Source organism: Sulfurimonas sp. ST-27, assembly GCF_048081595.1.
Lineage (GTDB): Bacteria > Campylobacterota > Campylobacteria > Campylobacterales > Sulfurimonadaceae > Sulfurimonas > Sulfurimonas hydrogeniphila.
In genome coordinates this window covers 1,438,513-1,462,520 of sequence record NZ_CP182226.1, presented here as the reverse complement: position 1 = coordinate 1,462,520, position 24,008 = coordinate 1,438,513, and the positions used below count along the sequence as shown (strand labels likewise).

Annotated in this window: 22 protein-coding genes; 9 read left to right on the top strand and 13 right to left on the bottom strand. The window is 39.0% G+C overall.

From position 1 onward, the window contains the following. Window positions 1-29 precede the first annotated feature (29 nt). From ACM66U_RS07695 to ACM66U_RS07635, 13 genes are all read right to left on the bottom strand, one after another. On the bottom strand, window positions 30-1,208 hold the full coding sequence (locus tag ACM66U_RS07695) for a glutathionylspermidine synthase family protein (protein ID WP_346388935.1): 1,179 nt from the start codon (window positions 1,206-1,208) through the stop codon (window positions 30-32). 3 nt (window positions 1,209-1,211) lie between these two features. Then, window positions 1,212-1,790, bottom strand: a complete 579-nt coding sequence (locus tag ACM66U_RS07690; protein ID WP_151900040.1) for a hypothetical protein — start codon at window positions 1,788-1,790, stop codon at window positions 1,212-1,214. 1 nt (window position 1,791) lies between these two features. Then, window positions 1,792-2,238, bottom strand: coding sequence for a hypothetical protein (locus tag ACM66U_RS07685; RefSeq protein ID WP_151900041.1), 447 nt, complete (start codon window positions 2,236-2,238; stop codon window positions 1,792-1,794). After that, on the bottom strand, window positions 2,235-2,708 hold the full coding sequence (locus ACM66U_RS07680) for a Sua5/YciO/YrdC/YwlC family protein (RefSeq protein ID WP_151900042.1): 474 nt from the start codon (window positions 2,706-2,708) through the stop codon (window positions 2,235-2,237). Before ACM66U_RS07680 ends, ACM66U_RS07685 begins: the two co-directional genes overlap by 4 nt. Further along, window positions 2,669-5,926 (bottom strand): carbamoyl-phosphate synthase large subunit, encoded by a 3,258-nt coding sequence (carB, locus tag ACM66U_RS07675; protein WP_418640469.1) that lies wholly within the window; start codon window positions 5,924-5,926, stop codon window positions 2,669-2,671. Before carB ends, ACM66U_RS07680 begins: the two co-directional genes overlap by 40 nt. A 69-nt stretch (window positions 5,927-5,995) precedes the next feature. Beyond that, a complete protein-coding gene (locus tag ACM66U_RS07670; protein ID WP_151900044.1) occupies window positions 5,996-6,745 on the bottom strand; it encodes a MipA/OmpV family protein in 750 nt (249 codons plus the stop codon). Beyond that, window positions 6,742-7,503, bottom strand: coding sequence for a rod shape-determining protein MreC (mreC, locus tag ACM66U_RS07665; protein ID WP_418640468.1), 762 nt, complete (start codon window positions 7,501-7,503; stop codon window positions 6,742-6,744). Before mreC ends, ACM66U_RS07670 begins: the two co-directional genes overlap by 4 nt. Further along, the gene (locus tag ACM66U_RS07660; protein WP_151900046.1) at window positions 7,496-8,533 is read right to left on the bottom strand and encodes a rod shape-determining protein; all 1,038 of its coding nucleotides are present in this window, start codon (window positions 8,531-8,533) and stop codon (window positions 7,496-7,498) included. The genes mreC and ACM66U_RS07660 overlap by 8 nt, the downstream gene beginning before the upstream one ends. A 10-nt stretch (window positions 8,534-8,543) precedes the next feature. Continuing rightward, window positions 8,544-9,788, bottom strand: coding sequence for an ATP-dependent Clp protease ATP-binding subunit ClpX (gene clpX, locus ACM66U_RS07655; RefSeq protein ID WP_151900047.1), 1,245 nt, complete (start codon window positions 9,786-9,788; stop codon window positions 8,544-8,546). Further along, window positions 9,785-10,570, bottom strand: a complete 786-nt coding sequence (gene lpxA / locus ACM66U_RS07650) for an acyl-ACP--UDP-N-acetylglucosamine O-acyltransferase (RefSeq protein WP_418640467.1) — start codon at window positions 10,568-10,570, stop codon at window positions 9,785-9,787. Before lpxA ends, clpX begins: the two co-directional genes overlap by 4 nt. An 11-nt stretch (window positions 10,571-10,581) precedes the next feature. Next, window positions 10,582-11,031: a 3-hydroxyacyl-ACP dehydratase FabZ gene (fabZ, locus tag ACM66U_RS07645; protein ID WP_151900049.1), complete on the bottom strand. Its 450-nt coding sequence runs from the start codon at window positions 11,029-11,031 to the stop codon at window positions 10,582-10,584. 50 nt (window positions 11,032-11,081) lie between these two features. Continuing rightward, window positions 11,082-12,167 (bottom strand): epoxyqueuosine reductase QueH, encoded by a 1,086-nt coding sequence (locus ACM66U_RS07640; RefSeq protein WP_418641409.1) that lies wholly within the window; start codon window positions 12,165-12,167, stop codon window positions 11,082-11,084. 127 nt (window positions 12,168-12,294) lie between these two features. After that, window positions 12,295-12,801, bottom strand: a complete 507-nt coding sequence (locus ACM66U_RS07635) for a peptidylprolyl isomerase (protein ID WP_151900051.1) — start codon at window positions 12,799-12,801, stop codon at window positions 12,295-12,297. A 123-nt stretch (window positions 12,802-12,924) separates the two neighbouring features. Here ACM66U_RS07635 and ACM66U_RS07630 point away from each other — a divergent pair, with 123 nt between their 5' ends. The 9 genes from ACM66U_RS07630 (at window position 12,925) to pyrF (ending at window position 23,971) form a co-directional block, all read left to right on the top strand. Next, window positions 12,925-14,118 (top strand): sensor histidine kinase, encoded by a 1,194-nt coding sequence (locus ACM66U_RS07630; RefSeq protein WP_418640466.1) that lies wholly within the window; start codon window positions 12,925-12,927, stop codon window positions 14,116-14,118. Next, window positions 14,118-14,771: a response regulator transcription factor gene (locus ACM66U_RS07625; protein WP_151900053.1), complete on the top strand. Its 654-nt coding sequence runs from the start codon at window positions 14,118-14,120 to the stop codon at window positions 14,769-14,771. Before ACM66U_RS07630 ends, ACM66U_RS07625 begins: the two co-directional genes overlap by 1 nt. Before the next feature lie 398 nt (window positions 14,772-15,169). Continuing rightward, window positions 15,170-16,603 carry a porin gene (locus ACM66U_RS07620; RefSeq protein ID WP_418640465.1) on the top strand — a complete coding sequence of 478 codons (1,434 nt, stop codon included), beginning with the start codon at window positions 15,170-15,172 and terminating at the stop codon, window positions 16,601-16,603. A gap of 14 nt (window positions 16,604-16,617) precedes the next feature. Next, complete coding sequence (locus tag ACM66U_RS07615; protein WP_151900055.1) at window positions 16,618-16,941, top strand: DUF485 domain-containing protein; 324 nt, start codon at window positions 16,618-16,620, stop codon at window positions 16,939-16,941. Further along, entirely contained in the window at window positions 16,934-18,601 is a 1,668-nt protein-coding gene (locus tag ACM66U_RS07610) for a cation acetate symporter (protein ID WP_151900056.1), read from the top strand. Before ACM66U_RS07615 ends, ACM66U_RS07610 begins: the two co-directional genes overlap by 8 nt. A 2-nt stretch (window positions 18,602-18,603) precedes the next feature. Beyond that, complete coding sequence (locus tag ACM66U_RS07605) at window positions 18,604-20,418, top strand: putative nucleotidyltransferase substrate binding domain-containing protein (protein ID WP_418640464.1); 1,815 nt, start codon at window positions 18,604-18,606, stop codon at window positions 20,416-20,418. Beyond that, entirely contained in the window at window positions 20,418-21,029 is a 612-nt protein-coding gene (locus ACM66U_RS07600) for a 3'-5' exonuclease (protein WP_418640463.1), read from the top strand. The genes ACM66U_RS07605 and ACM66U_RS07600 overlap by 1 nt, the downstream gene beginning before the upstream one ends. A 218-nt stretch (window positions 21,030-21,247) precedes the next feature. Continuing rightward, window positions 21,248-23,212 (top strand): acetate--CoA ligase, encoded by a 1,965-nt coding sequence (acs, locus tag ACM66U_RS07595; RefSeq protein WP_188110048.1) that lies wholly within the window; start codon window positions 21,248-21,250, stop codon window positions 23,210-23,212. Between the two features lie 75 nt (window positions 23,213-23,287). Continuing rightward, window positions 23,288-23,971, top strand: coding sequence for an orotidine-5'-phosphate decarboxylase (gene pyrF, locus ACM66U_RS07590; protein WP_418640462.1), 684 nt, complete (start codon window positions 23,288-23,290; stop codon window positions 23,969-23,971). The last annotated feature ends 37 nt before the right edge of the window (window positions 23,972-24,008 follow it).

Genomic DNA, 24,008 nt, shown 5'->3' with positions numbered 1-24,008 from the left:
CAAACACTCAGAAATTATTTTTTGAGTGTTTATACTATAACATGGCCTACAAATTTACTCATATTGTCTAAAATATCTCCGCCTTTTCTAAAACTCAGTCCACAGGCTTCATAGGCAAAGAAAACACCTGCCTGATATTTTTTTCCATGAACATCTTTTGGAAAATCTACATACTCCTGGTAGATTTTTTTATGATTCGCATAGGGACCTTCAGTCTGAATGCTGATACTTCCGTTTGCTTCGATAATCTTTGTATTGGCACCTTCGCGTCCAAAAACAGGTTTTTCAACTTGCTTGAGTCCTTGAAGCGGTTCAAAAGAGGTTTTAAGAAGGTAAGGCGAATCTGGAAACAGTTCACATAAAATTGCCATCATTCCTTTTGACTGAAAGAGTAAAGTATAGGCAGGGTTTAAAATAATGGCTTTTTGGTTTTGGATGATATTTGTGAGTGTGGTGGCGAGTTCCGGCTCATCAACTGCAATGTCTTCCCACGGATAGAGTTTGAACCAGTACTCATAATTTATGTCATTACTGTCATAAATGCCATCTTCATCAAAGCGGACATTCTGCAAAAACTCAAACTTTGTAACAAATCCGGCATCTGTTGCCATCTGCTGGAGCAGTTTTGTGGTGGCTTCTTCTTCGTCATTGCCTTCAACAGAAGAAAAAAGTATTTTCCAGCCGTCATAGAATTCTTCAAATTTGTCTGTGTCATCAAAGAGTGTAACGAGTCTTTTAAAATTGTTACTGATGGCCTCATATACATTGTTAAACTGACGCTCTTCGTCCATATCATTGGATTTTAAAATTGCCCATTGTAAAAGTGCAGTCTCAAAAAGCGCCGTAGGGGTGTCGGCATTAAATTCTATAAGCTTAATATCCTGTCCGTCAATACCGCCGGCTAAATCAAAACGACTGTAAATATGCCAATGGACATCGTTTTCCCAGCTTTTTTTAATACTCTCTATAAGGTTGAAAGGAATGCCCAAATCAAAAAAGAGATCATTGCTGATGACATATTCGGCTGCTTCGACATACATGTCATAAAGAGTATTTGCTGCCTCATAATAGGCCTCTGCTTCTTCTTGGGTCACTTCTACAAGCTCATCGCTGACATACTTGCTGCCGTCAGAATCAGTATGCCAGGTAAAGCCTATCTCTTCTAAGGTTTCATCATCTATTGGACTCAGTTTTTGTGTAGTTATCATGTGTCAGCCTCCAAAAAATCCGCCACTGCTTCTGCTGTAGCTCGAGCTTCTTGAAGTGCCGCCAAAGAAGCTTTTTCTGCTGCTTGTTGATTTTCTTGCTGCCTTGCCTGCTGCCGAACGGCTGTAGGCACTTCTGTTGACACTGCTTGCATTTCTGGAAAACCTTTTGTTGTTCATCAGCGCATTGCCTATCATATTTCCGAGCAAACTTCCTGCCGCAACGGCTAAAATAGTACCGGCAAGTCCCATACCTGCACTGCCTGAATTATCTTGAAGTGTTTCGCTCGTACCATTTTGTACTTTTTGATACTCTTGTGCAGCCAAAGCTTTCATCTCTTCTTCGTTCATAAAACGCTCTGTTACTCTGCCAAATTCATCACGTTCTCTGATGATTGCACGTGAAGGGCCCTGTGTCGGCATCTCTTCGACAACTTTATACTTTCCGTTTGGCTGTTGTTCTATAACCAAAAATTTATTTTGTGCTTCTTGTTGTTTTTGCTCACATCCTGTAAGCGTACTCATCATTAAAACACCTGCAGTTCCTAATACAACACCGCTGGCAATTGAAGAAATATGTTTCATGCTAATATTGACCTCGAATTTTATTTTTATCTAGAATTATAACTTTTTTTAGTTCATAATCGTAAAATGTTACATTTTTTCTTCCATCATAGTAGAGATCACCATGATAGAAAAATTTATCCGTTTTGAGTGTAATGTTTTTTTTCATAAGCATCATTTCTCCAATGCTTTTTCCTATAGGAGGAATAAGCGTTGCAAAAGAGAGGACAAAGAGAGAACCTATAACAATCAGTGCTGTTTTTGTGCTGGCATAAACTACCAAATAGCCAAGAAGTATAGAAAAAAATAAAAACAAAAAGAAATTTTGATGATCTGCAAATAAAATATTGTAGTATACATGTACACCATAAAAATCGATATAATTCAGTTTCACGCCTAATATAATGAAAAAATCAAGTATGAATGTAAAAAACATACCGCTTAGCAGTGCCTGGAACAGTTTGCTCATCGTAACCTCTTTATTTTTTTATGGTTGATTTTATAGAGTTTTGAAGCCTGACCTTCAAAGAGTCCTTTCTTGTTTTCTATTATTATATCAGCTTTTTGCTCACAAAAAGTTCTTGAAAAGTTTTTACCGCTTTCATTGGCAGATGTGGAGTATGTCCATTCCTTTTGTCTCAAACAAGAAGAGTCTGCCACATCTTCTGCAACCCGAAAAGCATGGTTTTTTACTATAAAGGTTGTTTTTTTAAGGCGTCTGACTCTGTTTTTCTGAGTGTTTGGTACTCTTTTATGGTCTTTCTTCAGTGCTTGGAAGTTTTTATAAACAACAATGAAAGGTTTGGTATTTGGACGTGATTTTACTGCACACAGCTTAGGTGCATCCTGGGATAAAAAACCGACAGTAGTGTCGGTTTGTGAGAGAATAATATTTGTTTTTATACTAAAAAATCTTGCAGGGCTGTTGAGCTTGACCATTTTTCATCTTCCATTTCATCGAGTGCGAGTATCAGTGCTCTTGCTGCACTGAGCGTTGTAAAGTAAGGAATACTTCTTTTAAGCACTTCTTGGCGAATGACAACAGCATCTTTTTTTGATGTGTTGTTGTCAGATGTATTAATTGCCATTGCTATTTCATCATTTTTCATGCTGTCCTCAATATTTGGACGGCCTTCTGAAATTTTTAAAACCACTTCACATGCTATACCCGCTTCTTCTATGGCCTTTTGTGTCCCTTTTGTTGCAACAAGTTTGAAGCCGTGTTCAACCAGCCCTTTTGCTATTTCAGGAGCATGTTTTTTATCTGTATCAACAAAAGAGAGGAAACATGTTCCGCCTGTCGGAATATTATTTCCTGCACTGAGTTGTGCTTTTGCAAAACTTACCCCGAAGTTTTTACTGATACCCATTACTTCACCCGTAGATTTCATCTCAGGACTCAGTACCAAATCGGCACCGTAAAGTTTATGGAAAGGGAATACTGCTTCTTTGACAGATACATGCCCTTTGAGGCGAGGACGAAGCAGACCGTTGTGCTCTTCAACTATTTCATATTTGTCATAGTAGGCTAATGAGCTTCTTAAGTCTTTGCCCATCATAACACGTGTGGCTACTTTTGCAAGAGGCATACCGGTTGCTTTTGAGACAAAAGGAACTGTACGTGAAGCACGAGGATTGACTTCAATAAGATAAATTTCATCCTGATAAATTGCATACTGTACATTCATCAGTCCGACAACGCCAAGGCCGAGTGCGATGACTTTTGTCTGCTGCTCAACTTTTTCTATCATATCCTGTGTCAAATTCATGGGAGGCAGTGAACATGCCGAATCTCCCGAGTGTATTCCTGCCTCTTCGATGTGCTGCATAACAGAACCGATGTAGACATCTTTGCCGTCACAGATACAATCCACATCAAGCTCAATTGCCTGATCCAAAAATTTGTCTACCAAGACAGGGGCTTCGTTGGAGACAGAAATGGCAAGATCCATGTATTGACGCAGCTCATCTTCGCTATATACGATACGCATGCCGCGTCCGCCGAGCACAAAGGAAGGACGAACAAGAACAGGATAGCCCAGTCTTTCGGCTATAATAAATGATTCTTCTTTTGTACGTGCCAAACCGTTTGCAGGCTGTTTAAGATTGTGTGCTTTTACAAAATCACTAAACTGCTCTCTGTCTTCTGCTAAATCAATGACGGATGATGGAGTTCCTGAAATTTTTGCACCGATTTTTGTTAAAGAATCAGCAAGTTTGAGTGGAGTCTGTCCACCGAAATGAACAATGATACCATCAGGATTTTCATTTTCTATCACTTCTCTTACATGTTCAAAATCTATCGGTTCAAAATAAAGAACGTCAGATGTGTCATAGTCGGTAGAAACCGTTTCGGGGTTGCAGTTATACATAATAGTCTCTATGCCCATCTCTTTAAGTGCAAATGCCGCATGTACACAACAGTAGTCAAATTCAATCCCCTGTCCGATTCTGTTTGGTCCGCCGCCTAAAATAAGCACTTTTTGTTTGTCGCTTTGACGATTGGTAATATTTGGCAGTTTTGTAATGTTTGTTGTTGAGTAGAGGTAAGGAGTAAGTGCTTCAAACTCAGCGGCACAGGTGTCAACTTCATTATACTCCAAACTGATGCCAAGCTTTTTTCTTGCTTCATAAACCAGGTCTTCACTCACTGTTTCTTGAGAATTTTTTGCTATAAGCTGTGCAATTCTTTTGTCAGAAAAACCGTCAACTTTTACTTTTCGCATTAACTCCTCATCAAAAAGGATTTTATCGCTGACAGTTGCTTCTGTTTCCATCATCTCTTGTATTTGATATAAGAACCATGGATCAATCTGGCAGGTGTCAAACATTTCCTGTATACTCATGCCGCGACGAAAACCTTCGGCAACATAAAGAATTCTGTCAGCATTGGGACGACGGATTTCATGCTTGACAAACTCATCATCCGCTTCAATGTCATCAAAACCGCAAAGTCCTGTTTCAAGAGAGCAGAGTGCTTTTTGAACAGACTCTTTAAACGTACGGCCGATTGCCATGACTTCACCGACTGATTTCATAGATGTGCTGAGTGTACTTTCGGCTTCAGGAAATTTTTCAAATGTAAAACGCGGTATTTTTGTAACAACATAATCTATAACCGGTTCAAAAGCTGCAGGTGTTCCCGTGATGTCATTTTCAATTTCATCAAGGGTAAATCCGACTGCTAAAAGGGTGGCTACTTTGGCAATAGGATACCCTGTTGCCTTACTTGCCAGTGCGGATGAACGCGATACACGCGGATTCATCTCAATTACAATCATGCGTCCTGTTTTCGGATCAATTGAAAACTGAACATTGGAACCGCCTGTGTCAACGCCGACTTCACGTAAAATTGCGAAAGAGGCATCTCTCATTCTTTGATACTCTTTATCTGTCAATGTTAATGCAGGGGCAACCGTAATAGAGTCTCCCGTATGCACACCCATAGGGTCAAAGTTTTCAATGGAACATACGATGATGCAGTTGTCCGCTTTGTCGCGGATAACCTCCATTTCATACTCTTTCCAGCCGAGCATAGATTCCATAATCTCGATTTCATTGACAGGTGAAGCTGAAATGCCTTCCTGGGCAAGTTTTTTAAACTCTTCCATATTATACGCCACACCGGAACCGCCGCCTGCGAGTGTAAAGGATGCACGACTGATGACCGGAAAACCTATCTCTTTGACAACTTCTATGGCCTCTTCAACACTATAGGCATTTCTGCTTTTTGGCAAATCCATACCGATTTTTGTCATCGCTTCATTAAAAAGCTGTCTGTCTTCGCCTTTGTTGATTGCTTCAGGATTTGCACCTAAAAACTCTACACCTTCAAGCATCCCTTTTTCATACATGCTCATTGCAACATTGAGTGCAGTCTGTCCGCCCATAGTCGGCAAAACAGCATCTACTTTTTCATCTTTGATGATTTTGGCGATAACATCTTCTTTGATAGGTTCGATATAGGTTCTGTCTGCAAATTCAGGATCAGTCATGATGGTTGCAGGATTTGAGTTGATGAGAACAACGCGGTAACCCAATTCTTTTAATGTTTTAACAGCCTGTGTTCCAGAGTAGTCAAATTCACAGGCCTGACCGATAATAATCGGGCCAGAACCTATAAGTAAAATAGTTTTTATGTCGGTGCGTTTTGGCATTTGTTCCCTCTTAAATATGGTTATATAAATTTAGAGATTATAGCCAAAAGGCACTTAATAGGAGTTTAGTCAGTAGGTAAAAGTGTAGATAAGCGAGGCAAGTCCAGAGTAAATAAATTTGTTGTTCACCAAAGGACTGTTGTATGCACTGTTTGGAATTCTGTCTGCTCTTATGTTAAAAAGGGCTGCGAGTTTTTTGCTCAGAGGGTATTTAATATATGTTTGCACGGCAAATGAGAATCCTCCCTTTGGCATGTAAGCAGGACGCTGCAGTGTTGCTTCGGAATTTTTGACTCCGTAATAATAGTCAAGAAATTTTCTGGGTTGGTACAAGAGTACAGCACTTGGATAAAAAGTAAATTGACCTGCTGTGTACTTATCACCAATTTCTACACTGCCGACCCATGAATTATATTTGTTGAGGATGTCTGCCAAAAGCATTACTTCAATATAGCTGGAGTTTTTATAGCCGGCACTAAAAGCAATACCACCTTCCATTGTTGAGTCTTTGTCGCTCATTCCTTGTAAAGAGACTGAGTCTGATGCCTTGTAGCCAAGTGTTCTCGGCTGTACAGTAAAGGAAAACCCCCAGGAATATTCCGCTTTTTTGTCTCCTAAAAAGTAAAGACCGAATCTGCTCCATCTTGCATATACAACAGAGTTGTCAAAAAATATTACCGGTGAAGGCAAAACAAGGGCAGAAGCCTCTTTGTAAGGTTGACTCTGAAAGTACGGTCCGGCACCGATTGTAAGTTCTTGTTTGCTCTCTTGGGCTGTAAGATGTAAAAATAGCAACACTGAGATTATGAAATATTTCATTTTAGATTCCTTATTATATGAAAATAACCCGGCTCATTCGCCTTGTAATATTGTTCAACAACAGCATTTTGATAGCCTTGTGATCTTGTAACAGAAAGAACCTTTCCTACTTTGAGACCTTTAAAAAAGATATTGTCCAGACCTGATGTGATCACTTCATCCCCGGGTTTGATACTGAACCAGGCCGGTATGAAATTGATAACTATATTTTTGGCATTGTTGCCATGTGCAATACCGGGTGCTTTTTCTTTCCCTACATAAACAGAGTAGGCACTCTTTATGTCAGAATTAAGCAGTGCCAGAGGTTTGTTGTTTTTTGCTATCACTATTCCTGCAACAAACTCTTTGTAGGTTAAGCCGTAAATTTTTGAGGCATTATACTCTGGAATATCCATCCATAATCTGTTGATATTTCCAAATTTTTCATACGATATTGCACGGACAAGCTCTACTTTGGGATCTGTTGTGAGTGAAGAGTTGTTTTCTTTGTACAAATCCTTGAGTTCAGAAGTGAGTTGCTGCAGGAGAAGATGATTATTTTCATATTTTTTCAGTCTGTTTTTCAGATTCTCTATTTCCTGTGCCTGAAATAAATATTTGTCTGTTTTGTTGTTAAAAAATTCTATACTGTCAAGATAATTTGATTTTATGGTGTTGAGTGCTGAAACAATGGGAGACTGAATAGGATTGTTGTAGTATAAAGCACCCACAAAGAGTGCTGTCAGGATAAAAAAATAGACAAACGATTTTTTATTCATTCTCAAAAAGTTCTTGCAGGAGGTCTATCTCTTCTAAAGCTCTTCCTGTTCCCCGTGCAACGGCTAAAAGAGGTTCATCTGCGACAAAAACAGGAATTCTGACGATATCTGAGAGATATTTGTCCAGCTGACGGATTAAAGCACCGCCGCCCGTCAAAATTATACCGTGGTTTACAATATCACCGGCTAAATCAGGCGGCATTCTCTCTAAAACATCCCGTAGTGCTTCGGCGACTTCTTTAAGCGGCTCTTTCATCGCTTCTCTGGCATCTTCGCTTGTCAGTTCCACTGAACTCAGCAGTCCTTCAACCTGATCGCGTCCGTTAACAACCATTGTAAGTTCCTGGTCAAGTTCTACAGCTGTTCCAATGTTTATTTTAATCTCTTCGGCAACTCTCTCTCCTATGAGAAGATTGTATTTTTTTCTTACATAGTTGACGATTCCCTGATCGATTTTATCTCCGGCTGTACGGATGGACTTTGAGAGTACCAAACCGCCCAAAGAGACAACACCTATTTCAGTTGTACCGCCACCAATGTCTACAACAAGATTCCCTTGTGGTTCCCGAATATCTATACCGGCTCCGATAGCTGCTGCCATAGGCTCTTCTATGAGAAAAACTTCGCGTGCTCCGGCACTTAAAGCAGACTCGCGAACAGCCTTTCTTTCAACCTGTGTCAAGCCGTAAGGCACACAGATGATAATACGGGGAGATATTAAAGAACTTCGTCCGTGCGCTTTTTCAATGAACTTGCGAATCATCTTTTCAGTCATGTCAAAATCGGCAATAACACCGTCACGCATAGGACGGATGGCTTTGATATTTCCCGGAGTTTTTCCCACCATCTCTTTTGCTTCATGTCCGACAGCGAGTACACGCTGTTGTCCATATTTTTCGGTTTTGACAGCAACAACAGAAGGTTCATTAATGATAATCCCGCGCCCCTTTGCTATGACAATTGTATTGGCGGTTCCCAAGTCGATAGAAAGGTCATTTGAAAAAAGTCCGACTATTTTATTAAATATCATTTATTGTGCCTTATGCTGTTTTTTGTGTTGTTTTCTTAATATAAAGAGGTTGTTCGCCATTTTCAATGACTTCTTTTGTGATCATTACTTCATAACCGCTGTATTCAGGGAGTTCATACATGATATCTATCATACTCTCTTCTAAAATTGCGCGAAGTCCCCGTGCTCCTGTTTTTCTTTTGATGGCCTTTTTAGCAATGGCACGGAGTGCATCTTCTTCAAAGTTCAGTTCCACATCATCTATGGCAAAAAGTTTTTTGTACTGTCTTACAAGTGAGTTTTTCGGCTCTGTTAAAATGCGTACCATGTCATCTTCAGTGATTTCATTGAGTGATGCAATGATAGGCAGACGTCCGACAAGCTCAGGAATAAGTCCGTAATGTACGAGGTCATCCGGTTCAACCATGTCAAAAGTCGGTTTTTTCTCTTCTTTTGTTTTCTTTTCCTGGCCGAAACCAAGAACATTTTCACCCTGTTTGCGCTTTAAAATATCTTCAAGTCCGTCAAAGGCACCGCCACAGATAAATAAAATATTTGTAGTATCAATAGCTGTAAACTCCTGATTTGGATGTTTTCTTCCGCCTTTTGGCGGTATATTGACAGAAGAACCTTCGATGATTTTTAAAAGTGCCTGCTGGACACCTTCTCCTGAAACATCGCGGGTAATGGAGCGGTTTTCACTCATACGTGAAACTTTGTCAACTTCATCAAGAAAGATGATGCCTTTTTGCGCCCGTTCTACATCACCGTCAGCTGCCTGAATGAGCTTTGTCAAAATGTTTTCAACATCTTCACCGACATATCCGGCTTCTGTCAGACTTGTTGCATCCGCAATGGCGATAGGGACATTCAATACCCGTGCAATAGTTTGTGCCATAAGTGTCTTACCGCTTCCTGTAGGACCGATAAGCAGAATGTTTGACTTTGAAATTTCTGTATCATCTTCATCTGATTTGTGCATTTTAAATATACGCTTATAGTGATTATAAACAGCAACACTCAGGAGCTTTCTTGCTCTTTCCTGTCCTATAATATACTCACCCAAAAAAGCATCCAGTTCTTTTGGTGTCATAAGTTTGTGTACTGCATCAACAAGTTCGCTGTTGTTCTCTTTTGCAAGTTCTTTTTCATCACCAAACATTATTTTGTAAGCTGAAACAACACAGTTTTTACAAATGTAAACACCGTTGCCTGCTATAAGAGGGTTTTGTTCGCTTTCGCTTGCATCACAAAAGCTGCAATGTCTGTGTATCATACTTTTTTCCTTTCAAACGGAATTCCGCGTTTTGTTGTAATGACAAAGTTACATAAATCTTTTACATAATGATTGTCTGAATTTTCCAGCAGTTCGCTTGCTGTATCTTTGAGTGGTCTGCCTGATTCAAAAAGTTCTCTGTAGGCTGATTTGAGGGCATTGATGTCATCTCTTGACAAATGTCTTCTGAGTCCCGTTAAATTAAGTCCTCTGAGCGAAGCACGGTTTCCCTCTGCCATACAAAAAGGAGGAATGTCCTGTGCCAAAGCTGATGCGCCTCCCACCATGGCATAATCGCCTACATGGACAAACTGGTGAATTGGTGTCATGCCGCCAATGACAACATAGTTGCCAAGTTCCACATGTCCTGCAAGTGTTGCCGCGTTTGCCAAGATACAGTGATTGCCGATGATGACATCATGTCCGAGGTGAACGTATCCCATAAAAAGGTTGTCGTTGCCTATGATGGTTTTTCCGCCGCCGCCTTTTGTCCCAGGGTTAAAAAGGGTAAATTCACGGATAGTATTGTTATCGCCGATGATAAGTTCAACATCTTCACCGTTGAATTTCAGGTCCTGCGGAATTGAACCGATGACTGCATGTGAAAAAATTTTGTTGTTTTTGCCGATAGTTGTTTTTCCGTAAATACAACTGTTTGCATCTATGCTTGTTCCATTGCCAATCGTTGCTTCACTTGAGATAAAGCAAAACGGTCCGATTGTAACATTTTCTCCGATTGTCGCGCCGTCTTCAATAACGGCAAGTTGAGATATTTGAGACAAAAATAAATCCTTTACTTGTCAACTATCATAGCTTTGAGTTCCGCTTCGCTTGCTAATTTGTCATCAACATATGCTTCACCTTTAAGCATCCAGATAGTACCTTTTTGTTTTATGACAGAAATTCTGTATTCGAGTTTGTCTCCCGGTTTTACAGGAGTTCTGAATTTTGCTTTGTCGATGCTCATGAAATAGACTACTTTGTTTGCAATCTCTTCCTCCGTCAAATCTCCCATACTTAAAAATGACAAAATTCCGCCGGCTTGCGCCATGCCTTCTAAAATCATGACACCCGGATATATAGGATGGCCAGGAAAGTGTCCCTGAAAAACAGGCTCTGAAATAGAGACATTTTTGTAAGCAGTGACCGATTTTCCTTTTTCTAGCTGAGTAACTCTGTCAACCAACAAAAAAGGATAACGGTGAGGAAGAATTTTTTGTATTTCTGTAACATCCATAAGCATATTTATAAACCTTATAACAATATTTTTTTGATATTTTATCTAATTTATTGTTAAGAAAAGATAATAAGTTTTTCTTTGGTATCTTCATATACTTTTGCATTCAATTCAATGCTAAGCTTTGTCTCCGGTATATCCTTGACAACTATTATGGGAGTTATGTCATAATTTGAGCCCGATACAACAGCTCTGAGTCTCTGTTCTTTTTCAAAGTCCAAGGGGTTGTAAATAAGCTCTTTGACAGATTTATAAGTTGATTTGCCCAAGTCATTGTAGGTTTGCAAAGTGATAAATTTTATCTCTTCACGATTAAAATAATACACACCATTGTGTGAAAATTCTATGCGCCCCTGTGCTTTTTTTCTCGGCAGTGTGGAATAACTCATAGCATAGGCTTCTATGCTCTCTTTTTTTCCTGCTGTGAGCTTAAAGCCAAACTGTCTATAGTTGAGAAATTTTTGTTTAATTATTCTGTACTCTTTGCCTTCCTCTTCTAGTTCGTTTCTTTTGGTGTACATGTAAAGACGTTCTTCAATCGAGGCAGGAAGTGTCTGTCCTGAAATTGGTGAAAACATTTCATCCATCAGTCTGTTTTGCTGATCCCGCTGCATGGTAAGCCCGAAAATACAGCCGCAATAGTCCTGACGGTAGAGTTGTTCTTCTTTTGTGACACGGCTTTGATCCTGTGTCCCGCCGTCGCTTCTGTAGTCAACGGCTACAAACTCAACACCGTGACTTTTATAAAATTCATCACCGATACGTTTGAGCTGTTCCTGGGACTTGAGCGGACTTACCAACAGAGTGGTTGTTATTTTTTTTTCACCGAGTTCGAGGGCTTTTTTTGCACTTGTTGTGAAACGTTTGTCAAAACAGACTTCACAACGAGCCCCTTTTTCAGGTTCATTTTCCAGTCCACGAACTGCTTCAAGCCAGTTTTCATAGTCATATTCACCCTCAATCAATTCGATACCGAGTTTTTTGCAGGAGCGCTTGACATCAAGCAGGCGCAGCTGATATTCGGAATAGGGATGGATATTCGGGTCGTAAAAAAAGCCGGTCAGTTTTTCATCTGGAAAATCTTTTTGAAGTTTTTCCAGAAAGAAGTGTGAGTCAACACTGCAACAAATATGTACTAAGATGGTTTTTCCTTGAAAGATGTTTTAGGTTATGAGTATTTTTCAAAACGCGGACTTCAGTCCGGGCTGAGAGGGGCAAGGCTGTTGCAACAGCCGGCACTGAAGTGCCGGTTCCGAGCTTGCGAAAAAATCAGTCTCTTTTTTCGTGAATCTCTATAGTTTTGATCTCATCCTGTCCTTCAATTGAATCTAAAACCGCAAAGCTTTCAGCATCATTCTCTTCAATACCGCCAAAAACTGTATGGACACCGTCAAGATGCGGGCAGGGAACAAAACAGATAAAGAACTGGCTGCCGCCTGTGTTTTGTCCTGCATGTGCCATAGAAAGTGTTCCTTTGACATGTTTATGTGTATTTTTATCGGTTTCGCATGCTATAGACCAGCCCGGACCACCAGTTCCTGTTCCCTGCGGACAACCGCCCTGTGCCATAAAACCGGGGATTACACGGTGGAAGCTGAGATTGTCATAAAATCCTGTTTGTGCCAAATGTGCAAAGTTTGCAACGGTATTTGGTGTTTCCTCCGGATAAAGTTTAATCCAGATATCGCCTTTGTTTGTTACGATTTTTGCATATTGCAGTTTTGATAATTCTTCTTCGCTTAAATTGTATTCTTTGAGTTGTGCTTTTCCAAACATATAAACCTCTTTATTTTATTTTTTGTTATTATAGTTAAATTTTTATAAATATGTCTTGTGCTTTTAAAATTAAGTTTGGAATTAAAAGCGGTATAATTTTATTGAGAAAAACAGGGATAAAAAATGCAAAAGAACAGATTTACATCTTTGACTATCAAGCAGGCCAATACCGTCACAACTGTTGTCATATTGGTTTTTGTCATTATATTTGCCTATTTGCTGATAAAAGAAAATTATCAGGATTATGAAAAAGCGCTTTACAGGCAGGAACACAGTGTGGCTGATTACGGAGATACACAAAAACAGCTCAAAAGGCTTTTGATAAAAAACACTCTGGCTATTGTGACACTCTCTTTTATACTTTTTGCAATCATGCTCGGGTTGTATAAGATATTTTATGCATTGATTCAAAATGATATGCATGTATTTTTAAATTTTTTTAAAAATGCGGCACACAGGGAAGCATTGCTGAGTCCTGATGAGATTTTTTTTAAAGAATTTAAAGAGATGGTTCTGTATGCAAATGAAATGGTAAAGACAATAAATCAGCAAAAGCTATCATTAAAAGAGATCAATCTTATTCTTGAAAAAAAGGTACAAAAGAAAACATTGTATTTAGAACAGGCAAATGCAAAACTTTTACAAGAAAAAAAGTTTTCAGAAGAGATACTTGCTGCACAAAAAGAGTTTTTACGCTACACTGTGCATGAAACAAACACGCCTCTGAGTGTTATTTTGACGAGTATAGAACTGTATGAAATGAAAAATAAAAAGGACAGACAATTGTCCAAAATAGAAGCGGCTGCAAAAAATATATTTAATATATATGATGATTTGAGTTATTTGGTAAAAAAAGACCAGGTGCCGTATCCCAAAGTTTCAATTGAACTGGTTTCGTATCTCAGCATGCGGATAGAGTTTTTTAGAGATGTTGCACATTTGTCTAAAATTGATTTTAAATACAGCAGTGATTTGGACAAGGTTTATATTTATTTTAATGAAACAAAACTTCAGCGTATTGTAGACAATACTATTACAAATGCCATCAAATACACTTTGCCGGAGGAAACAGTCTTCTTACATGTAAAGCAAACAGGAGCAGATGTAATGTTTAGTGTATCAAGCAAGTCTAAAATTATAAAAGATCCGGAGAAAATTTTTGATGCATACTACAGGGAAAATGACAATGTCAAAGGATTTGGATTGGGACTGCAGTTGGTGAAAAATATTTGTGAAGAAGACAATGTGAGCATAGATATTGTATCAACTGACAAACTGACTACATTTGAATATAAATTTAAAATGATGGGTGAATAATGAAAATTCTTTTACTGGAAGACGAAATAATGCTAAACGAGTCCATACAGGAGTATCTGCAGGAGCAGGGACATCTTGTTGTAAGTTTTACAGACGGTCTTGAAGCATTTGAAAATCTTCAAAAAGACGACTATGATTTATTGATTTTGGATATCTCTGTACCAAATATAGACGGATTGACACTTTTGGAAAAGCTTCATGCCATCAAAATTCATACACCCAGCATTTATATCAGCGCTCTGGTAGATATAGAAGATATCTCCCGTGCCTATGATCTGGGATGCTATGATTACTTGAAAAAACCCTTTCACCTAAAAGAACTTGCTTTGAAAATTGACAGAATTTTAACAGACAAAGATATTCCTCTGGTTTTTCTCAGGCTTTCAAAAAACTATATGTATGATCAGGAAAACAATACACTTTTGTTTCAGAACACTCCCCAGATTCTTACAAAAAAACAATCGCAAATTATAGATATTTTAGCCAGGAACAGAAGCAGAATAGTTGATTTTGAACAGTTTCGCATGTATGTATGGGATGAACAAATCGTAGATAATGCAACCATAAGAGCAGAGATTAACAGACTGAAAAAAAGTTTAAAAGAAGATATTATTGTTAATGTCAGAGGCATGGGATATATGATAGAAAAATGAGCAGGGTATTGTTTGTTACATATTGATACACGCCAGAGATTAAATTGTAATTTTGTGTTAAAAATATGAATTGCTACGTTAATGCTATGTTTTGGATTTATGATTATCTTAAGTGCCTGACAAGAATAAATGACATATTTAACAACATACAAAGGATTTAGTTGCAAGGCGAACTTTTGTTGACGATGCTAGCATCGTTAACGGAAGTTCAACGCAGAAAATAAGTCCTTTGTATGTTGCCCTTCGGGTGAAGAGAGAAAACAGAACCTAACTTCGTTGAAAACCCTTGAAGCTACTAGTAGCTTCTGCGAATTTTCGCCTTGTAGCTTCTATTTTCTCTCTTCATTAAATTATGTTATTTATTCTTGTCAGGCACTTATCTAAAAGTGGAGGATTACATGAAAAAAATTGCATTAAGTATGTTTGTTACAGCATTGGTGACAAGTGTATATGCTGATTACGACGGTGTAAATATAAAGTTAAAGCACGGTGTTGAAGAGAAACAAGAGGTGCATGTTCTTTCTGATGACATAAAAGACATGTTTGCAAAAGGAAAAACAAGCGGTCAGATTAGAATGTTTTATGTGGACAGACAGTATCAGGGTGGTTCAGGGGCAGATACACACAGAGATGCTGCTGTTTTAGGCGGTCATCTCAAGTTTGAAACAGCTGCATTAAACGGAATTCGGTTGGCTGCTGCTTTTTATACAGTACAGGATTTGGGTATACAGCAACACACTGCCCAGTCACCGGCACTTCTTGGAACCGGATACAAGTCATATTCAATTCTCGGTGAGGGGTATCTTGGATACAATTTCAGTGAATATGGGCTAAAAAGTGATGCCAAGCTTGGTTATCAGAGATATGACTCTTTAATGATGGGATCAGATGATGCAAGAACGCTTCCAAATACTTTCAGAGCATACAAGTTTGTAAGCAAGGATGTGAAAAATATTACTCTTCAGATAGCACATGTAGACAGAATCGCTTATGGAACATTCTCAAATATCTATTCTGCCGGCGGAATACTTGCCGCTACTTCAGGGTACACTTCAAGAGGGATCAATGCTTCAACAGGAGTACAAACCGGAGAGTATCTGAACTTGGGACTTGCAACAACCGGAAGAAAAACTGCCGGTGTTACAAATATTCAACTGAAATATACAGCGAAAAACTTTCATGTAGATGTCTCAAATGATTATGCATGGAATCTTTACAATACACTCTACGCTGACACAGGAGTCTCCTGGAACTGTCTGCTCAACAGCAATGTAAAACCGTTTGTAAAAGTGCAGATGATTAAACAAAACAGTGTTGGCGGAAAATATATGCAGTACTCTCCGCTGGGAGGGTCCGGTGAGGTAGATTCTTTTTACTGGGCGGGTAAAGTCGGGGCAAAATATGAAGGTTTTGCTGCATATATTGCCTACTCCCAAACATCTTCAAACAATGCAGGAGATGATTCTTACAAAAATGCGATACTTACACAGTTTGGCGGCATGCCGGCATATACTCAAGGTATGGTGACCCGTCATATGTTTTTAGCGGGAACAAAAGCAACAAAAGCTGCTGCTGTCTATAACTTCAAACAACATGGAGTCAACCTTTCAACTGCTGCCTATTATGTCGCTTTTGATACAGATGCAAACTCCGGATACGGTATAGCAAGAACAGCAACAGAAGCTGGGTTTGACATCAAATACTACCCAAAAGCAGTTGAAAAACTGCAGCTTCGTTTTCGCGGAAATTTTCCCAGAAAATTTGCGGAAGCAACTCCAGGAAGTGACACCGGTTGGAATGAGTACAGACTCATTGCAAACTATAATTTCTAATACAAGGAAAAATTATGACCAAAGAACAGATACAACAGATAAAAGCAGATCCTGATTACCAGAAACTTGTAAAGACAAGACAGGGTTTTGCTCTAAAATTAACAATAGCGATGCTTGTAGTCTATTTTGCATTTATACTTACAATAGCTTTTGATCCCTCGGCATTGGCAGTGCCCCTCTCTAGTGAGGCAGTGACAACCATAGGTATTCCTGTCGGTATGGCTGTAATCGTATTTGCTTTTATATTGACAGGCATATATACAAAAAGAGCAAACAGTGAGTTTGATGATCTGGCAAACAAAGTAAAAAACAAATTAAAGGAGCGCCTAGATGTTTAACAGAATATTTTTATTTTTAATTTTCGGCAGTATCGCGGCATTTGCCTCCGGAACTATCAACGGTGAAATTCAAAAACAGCCGCTGAATGTTCCGGCAATTGTTATGTTTGTTATTTTTGTCGGTGCAACTCTGGGCATAACATACTGGGCAGCCAAAAGAACAAAGTCTGCGAAAGATTTCTACACAGCAGGCGGTGGCATTACAGGGCTGCAAAACGGTATGGCCATTGCAGGAGACTATATGTCTGCGGCATCCTTTTTGGGAATTTCCGGACTTGTTTATCTCAAAGGGTATGACGGACTTATCTATTCGATCGGATTTTTGGTCGGCTGGCCGATTATTCTATTCATTATTGCAGAACCTTTGCGAAATTTAGGCAAATATACCTTTGCGGATGTTGCTTCTTACAGATTACGCCAAAAACCTATTCGTATATTGGCTGCATTTGGTTCTATTGCAACTGTTATTCTTTACCTTATCGCTCAAATGGTCGGTTCTGGAAAGTTAATACAGCTTTTGTTTGGTCTGCAGTATGAAGTAGCGGTTATTCTGGTCGGTGTTTTAATGATTCTTTATGTAACATTTGGCGGTATGCTCGCAACAACCTGGGTGCAGATTATCAAAGCATTCTTACTGCTTTCAGGAGCTACTTTTATGGCTATTGCTGTAATGGCGCATTATGATTTCAGTTTTGGAGCATTGTTTGCCCATGCAACAGAATTAAAAGGTATAGAAATAATGTCTCCGGGCGGACTCGTTTCGGACCCTGTTTCTGCAATATCTTTAGCCGTCGCCTTGATGTTCGGTACAGCAGGTCTCCCTCATATCCTGATGAGATTTTTTACAGTAGGCAATGCAAAAGAAGCACGAAAGTCGGTATTTTATGCAACAGGTTTTATCGGTTATTTTTATATACTGACGTTCATCATCGGTTTTGGCGCAATTGTAATGGTGTATAAAAATCCTCAGTATCTGGATCTGGCAAAACAGGCCATAAGCGGCGGTTTCCCGATTCTTGGCGGAAACAATATGGCTGCTATCCATTTGTCTCATGCTGTTGGCGGTGACTTCTTCCTTGGATTTATCTCTGCTGTGGCATTTGCAACAATTCTGGCCGTTGTTTCGGGTCTGACACTGGCAGGTGCTTCTGCAATTTCACATGACCTGTATGCTTCTGTGTACAAAAAAGGTGAAATTGACGGGCTTAAAGAGATGAAAGTTTCAAAAATTGCTACTGTTGTGCTGGGAATCGTAGCTATTATTATGGGGATAGCATTTGAAAAGCAAAATATCGCTTTTGTTGTCGGGCTTGCGTTTGCAATAGCAGCCTCTGCCAACTTTCCTGTACTTTTACTCTCCATGTACTGGAAAAAACTTACAACGCGTGGCGCTGTCATCGGAGGAACCTTGGGACTGGCTACAGCTGTCATGCTTGTCATCCTTGGTCCGATTGTCTGGGTACAGATTTTTGGCAATGCCGAAGCGATTTTCCCGTATAAATATCCGGCACTCTTTTCTGTGAGTGTTGCCTTTGTCGGTATCTGGTTTTTCTCAGTAACGGACAAATCAGAGGCTGCAGCACAAGAGATGGAGGCTTTTGAAGCACAATACATCAGAAGTCAGACAGGTATTGGTGCCGAGGGTGCATCCGAGCATTAACTATGAGCATCTTAGACCAAAAAAAACTTATTGAGTCTATTCACCCTTTTGGCTTACTCAGTTCAGAGGAACTGAGTAAGCTGATGCAAAAAATCGACATTGCATATTACCCTAAAGATACGCTGCTCATCAGCAAAAACCTTCCATCTGTCGCTTTTTATATCATCATAAAAGGATATGTGTCCGAGTATATTGATGATACACTGCATACTGTTTACGGTGAAGGTGACAGCTTTGATGCGGATGCTTTGATTTACGGGACAACACAAAACAGGTTTGTTGTCAGTGAAGATTTGATTTGTTATGAGATTCAAAAAGAAGACTTTTTGGAATTGATACAAAACAAACGCATACAAGAGTATTTTTTACAAGATTTTATTACACGCCATCAACATTTAAAAGAATACTCACAGCAGAGTCAATTAACTCCTTTTTTGGTATCTCAGGTAAAAGATATTTATCTTCATGCTGTTTGTATTGTTGCACAAGACACAACAATAGCAGATGCTTTAAAAGAAATGAAAAATCTTAAGGCTACATGTATTCTCGTAAGGGATGAAAACAGCTGCGGTATAGTTACGGATACGGACTTGAGAGAGAAGGTTTTGATGGGTAAATATGATGTAAGTGATGCCATTGTGCATATAGCATCTAAAAATATTATTGCTATTGAGAAGAGTGACTTTTTATTTAATGCTTTGGTGCTTATGACATATAATGCGATTAAGCGCTTGGTTGTAAAAGAGGGTGATGAAATTGTCGGGATACTAGAGCAGTTGGATTTGTTGAGTTATTTTGCAAACCATTCTTACCTGATTTCTGTGCAAATAGACAAAGCAGAGAATATTGATGATTTAAAAGAGGTTCAAAACGGATTAAAAAATCTTGTAACAACACTTGATTCCAATGGTGTAAAAGTACGTTATATCAGCAAACTTGTTGCAACACTCAACCAAAAAATATATGCAAAAGTTTTTACGATGTACGTTGATGAATCTTTACAGGAAAAATGTGCTCTTATGATAATGGGTTCTGAGGGCAGAGAGGAGCAGATACTCAAAACCGATCAGGACAATGCTCTGATCATTGCCGATGATATGGATACAGAACTTTTTGGAGAGCCTATGCATAAACTCAACAGGGCGCTTTTAGAAATAGGGTTTGTCAAGTGTGAGGGCAATGTTATGGTCAGTAATGCGTACTGGCGTCGTAATTTAGGGGACTTTAAAAATGAAATAGATAACTGGATAGCAAGTTTTGAAGGAAACAGTTTACAAAACTTGAGTATATTTTTAGATGCAAAGTGTGTTGCGGGTGATTGTACTTTAGTGAATGCGGCAAAAGAACATTTGTTTGCGCGTTTTGAGAAGAGAGATGATGTTTTGGCACATCTTGCAAAAGCAACGCTTTTTTTTGAAACACCTATTTCGCTTTTTAGCGGTTTTAAGCTTGACAAAGAGCATGAAAACAAACTGGATTTGAAAAAAGGCGGCATATTTGCAATTGTTCACGGCATAAGATGTCTGGCACTGGAGAATAAAATCAAAAAAAACAATACAATCGAACGTATCAAAGAGTTGAACAACCGAGGTGTTTTTGATAAAGTTTTTGCGACAGAACTCATAGAAAGTTTTGATACTCTGTTGTCTGTGAGGCTCAAAACAATGCTGTATGCAAAGGATCAAAAAGATATCAATTATATAAATCCAAAAGATTTGGACAAAACAAGCCGGGATTTGCTCAAAGACAGTTTTAAAGTGGTAGATAAACTGAAAAAGTTTATTAGTTTTCATTTTCATTTGGAAATGGTTTCGTAATGCTTTTTTCTATGTTTGAACAGATGAAAAAAAAGAGAAATCTGTCAAAACTCAAAGATAAATCTTTTTCTTCTCTTTTTGAACAAAGTGATGAAATTGTGGTTTTCGATACAGAAACCACGGGCCTCAACCCAAAAGAAGATGAAATACTTTCTATAGGTGCAGTTAAGATTAAAAATAATAAAATACTGACATCACAAACTTTTGAAGTTTATTTGAAAAACTTTGGAGCAATTGATGCAAAAAGTATAACAATACACGGAATCCGTCCATGTGACCTGGAGAATGCAAAAGAACCGTTGGAAGGAATTAAAAAGTTTTTGAATTATATCAAAGGTGCCACTTTGGTGGGGTACTATCTTGAGTTTGATGTTGCGATGATTAACAAATATATAAAGCCCGTGCTTGGAATCACTCTGCCAAATAAAATGGTTGAAGTTTCTGAAATATATTTTGATAAAACAATTGCAATGATACCGCAAGCTAATATTGATTTGCGTTTTGATACAATCTTGAAAAACTGTAATATCCCTCAAATGGGTGTGCATAATGCTGTAAATGATGCCATTATGACAGCAATGATTTACTTAAAAGTAATAAGGCATAATTAATTCCATTCTCAATGGAGACAGAAGCTATAAAATGCAAGGCAAAATCTTGAAGTTGCACTTATTGTGCTTCAAAAGATTTTAACGAAGCAGATTGTAGCTTCTGTCTTCACCCGTAGAGCAACAGATAAAAAGTTTGCCTTGAATCTAAACTTTTTATCTGTTGTTGCGAGTGAAATTAATTATGTCTTATTACTTAAAACTAACACAGGAGAAAATAAATGTCAGAAATAGAAAAAAAACCGATTTTTAAACCAAACAAAGAGTTTGCAAAAACTGCCAGAATCAAAAACATGTGTGAATATCATGATTTGCAGGATGAAGCAATTGAAGATTATGAAGGATTTTGGGGCAGATTTGCCAAAGAAAAGCTGAGCTGGAAAGAGCCGTTTACAAAAGTGATGGATGAATCGAATTACCCTTTTGTCAAATGGTTTGAAGGCGGAAAGTTAAATGTTTCAGAACAATGTATTGACCGTCATTTAGACAAACGCAAGAATAAAGCGGCGATTATTTTTGAAGGAGATCGCGGCGATAAACAGATTATTACCTATTTGGAACTTTACTACAATGTAAACCGCTTTGCCAATCTGTTGAAAAATGAATTTGGTGTCAAAAAAGGGGACAGAGTTGTCATCTATATGCCGATGATTCCCGAAGCTGCCTATGCGATGCTTGCCTGTGCCAGAATCGGCGCCATTCACTCTATAGTATTTGGCGGATTTTCTGCAGAAGCACTCAAAGACAGAATTGAAGATGCGGATGCAAAAGTTGTGATCACTGCTGACGGAGCTTACAGAAAAGACAAGCCATATATGTTAAAACCGGTAGTAGATGCGGCTTTGGCAGAAGGTGGACCGGTAAAAAAAGTGCTCGTGGTTGAGAGAAACAATGAAGATATACGATGGGTTGAAGGACGTGACTACTCTTATAATGAATTGATCAAAATGCAGGACGTTACATGTAAAGCGGAAGTTATGGATAGTGAAGACCCGCTCTTTCTGCTCTATACATCAGGCTCAACAGGAAAACCAAAAGGTGTGCAGCATAATTCTGCGGGATATATACTGTGGGCACAGATGACAATGGAATGGGTGTTTGATGTCAAAGAAAATGATACCTACTGGTGTACAGCAGATATCGGCTGGATTACCGGGCATACCTATATAGTTTACGGTCCGCTTGCAATGGGTGCGACAACGGTAATGTTTGAAGGTGTTCCGACCTATCCTGATGCGGGTCGTCCTTGGAAAATGGTAGAAGAGTATAAAATCAACCAGTTCTATACTGCGCCTACTGCGATTCGTGTATTGCATAAAATGGGTGAAGATGAACCGGCTAAGTATGATTTGAGTAGTTTAAAAGTACTTGGAACTGTTGGAGAGCCTATTGATCCTCCTGCGTGGAAATGGTATTATGAAGAGGTTGGCGGAAGCAAATGTGCTATCGTTGATACTTACTGGCAGACAGAAACAGGCGGGCATATAGTCTCTCCACTTCCTGGGGCAACCCCTATCAAACCGGGATGCGCAACATTTCCTCTTCCTGGAATCATGGCAGAGATTCTGGACCCGGCAACCGGTGAGAAAGTTGAAGTCGGAGAGGGAGGTTATATGTGTGTCACACGTCCTTGGCCTTCGATGATTCGCGGTGTCTGGGGAGATGAAGAAAGATTTATAAAATCCTATTTTGGTGATGTGAAAAAAGACGGTAAACCTGTCTATTTTACAGGTGACGGTGCTGTGTATGATGAAGACGGTTATATCACGATTACGGGACGTACTGATGATGTCATTAATGTGAGCGGACACAGAATGGGAACTGCCGAAATTGAAGCAGCCATCAAAAAACATCAAAATGTTGCCGAGGTTGCCGTTGTCGGAAAACCGCATGAACTCAAAGGCGAGGGTATTTTTGCCTACATCGTTTTAAAAGATGACAAAGGCGTGGCTGATGAGGTTGAAGAAGCAAAAATTATTAATAACATCATCAAAAAAGAGATAGGAAACATCGCTATCTGTGATGATATGGTTTTTGCACCGGGACTTCCAAAAACAAGAAGCGGAAAGATTATGCGTCGTATTTTACGCTCTATCGCTAAAGGCGAGGCAATTACTCAGGATATTTCAACTTTGGAAGATCCAAGCATAGTTGCCAAAATTGAAGCAATGGTGAAGTCCAAATAATAGGACTTTTCTGGAACCCAGACTTCAGTCTGGGCTTTAGTTTTTCATGCTATAATTCCACAAAAAAGAGTTAGTATGGAATTATGTGTTGCCCTTGATTTACCTACGAAAGAAGAAAATCTCACTTTAATTGAAAAAATAAAAAAGTATGATGTCTGGCTCAAAGTCGGACTGCGTACCTATATTCGCGACGGCGAAGCATTTTTGCAGGCTATTAAGCAAATCAACCCCGATTTTAAAATATTTTTAGATTTGAAACTTTATGATATTCCAAATACCATGGCAGATGCCGCCGAGTCAATTATGGGACTTGGTGTTGATATGTTTAATGTTCATGCAAGTGCAGGAAAACGTGCCATGAATACCGTGATGCAAAGACTGGAAAAGTATGAAAATCGTCCATTGGTCTTGGCTGTAACGGCTTTGACATCGTTTAGTGAAGAGGAATTTCAGGCAATATATGAAGCGGACATAGCAACAAAAGCAAATCAGTTTGCAAAAGATGCAATGGAAAGCGGACTTGACGGTGTTGTCTGTTCGGCGTATGAGAGCAAGGCTATTAAAGAGTTTACATGTAAAGAGTTTATGACACTCACTCCTGGTATTCGTCCTTTTGGTGAAGATGCAGGGGATCAAAAAAGAGTCGCCGATGTTGCCTATGCCAAAGAAGCACTTGTTGATTTTATAGTCGTCGGACGTCCGATTTATCAGGCAGAGAACCCTGCTGAGGTCGTTAAAAAAATATTAGCACAGATTTAAGCTAATTATTATGAAATAATGACTATAATCTCACTCT